This is a genomic window from Endozoicomonas atrinae (assembly GCF_001647025.1).
In the GTDB taxonomy this organism is placed as follows: domain Bacteria; phylum Pseudomonadota; class Gammaproteobacteria; order Pseudomonadales; family Endozoicomonadaceae; genus Endozoicomonas; species Endozoicomonas atrinae.
Genome location: NZ_LUKQ02000575.1, coordinates 1 through 1,276 on the forward strand (window position 1 = coordinate 1; position 1,276 = coordinate 1,276).

At 41.3% G+C, this 1,276-nt stretch carries 1 protein-coding gene; it reads left to right on the forward strand.

Annotated elements, in window-relative coordinates; all coding sequences use genetic code 11:
• The first annotated feature begins 338 nt into the window (after positions 1–338).
• A complete protein-coding gene (locus AK963_RS29155) occupies positions 339–1,091 on the forward strand; it encodes a hypothetical protein (protein WP_066018745.1) in 753 nt (250 codons plus the stop codon).
• Positions 1,092–1,276 lie beyond the last annotated feature (185 nt).

The following is a 1,276-nucleotide window of genomic DNA, read 5'->3' on the forward strand; positions in this document are numbered from 1 at the left end:
TACTGTCCAGAGCAGACTTAACTATGATTTCCATGAGAGGAGGTATCAACAGATAGATTATTAGGATTCTCTACTCTGGTTGATTCCTCTCATGGTTGCCTATTTCGGAAAACTGTCCGGACTATTGTTAAGACAAACCGTAAAATAATGAACTCTCCACTTCGATTAGAAACAACTCATGCGGGGCATAAAAAAAGTCACCTTACTTTAGAGAACTGAAATGATCACACTGGGTGCTTGTATACTGCACACTACTGTTTGTTTTTTGTTCTAAAAATGAACCTAATTGAAATAAGAAGATCAAAATAAATTCAGAAGCCACAAATTTGGTGTTATCGATGGAGAAGCTTACTCCTTACAACCAACCCTATATGACTAAGACATCCGAAGATAACAATGAACGCCCTCCCGCCAGCCGATCTCATATTTCTGCTACGAGCATGGGTAGAAAGATAACGCCAACCGCCATTCCAAACTCCACTCCTGCAGGGGCAGAAGCCGCTCTCCCCTCAAGCAGCGATGGCTTTTGGACAAAAAAAACAATGATAGCAATTCAAAACCAGGTTTTTAGTGATCCTGAGAGTGATACCGATATAGCAGAAGAACTAGCCAAACTTTCACTTCAGGCCGAGACTAAAGGTTACTCCCCAGGCAGCTATAGAGATGATCAGCTTTCAGAAACACCAAAGGAAGAGCCTCCCAAAGGACCGACAAAAGCACGAAATAAACGCCACTGTAAGCAAAGAAGCCATCAAGCCAAGCCACATAGACAACATTCTTATCCTGGGAGAATTCGTCACGAAGCCCCTGGATTACATACAACAACGCGAGATCAACCTTTTTCGATATCGGTTTCTGACGTTTTTTCACCCCCTAAAGATGCTCTCACACCTAATTTTAAATTTGGTACGTCAACCAGTTCTGGCACTTTTGCCAAAAAATATACTGATCAACCGATGGAAAACAATCCTGCTCACATCAGCTGGATGGCAGCCCCCGAAACAACAGAGTTTCACTCTCTTCCTTTCGACTTCTCTCCAGAGGAAGCGTCTTCAGAAACGCAAAAAATTTCGGCGGTTATTGATCAATGACAATATCAGAATCGATCCATCTAAAGGCTAAATCAGATGGAGTTTTTTTATTCTACTAACGCGATGTGCGACTTTGTAAGAAGCTATCTCAAATTACTAGCATGATGGTAAGTCCAACTTAAATCTTCAAAATCACACAACTATACGCTTTCCGTTTTTTTAATCTTCGGAAATAAGGTTCTCAA

Excerpts from the sequence above, each read along its gene's own strand:
- AK963_RS29155 (WP_066018745.1), top strand. The coding sequence starts at position 339 with ATGGAGAAGCTTACTCCTTACAACCAACCCTATATGACTAAGACATCC.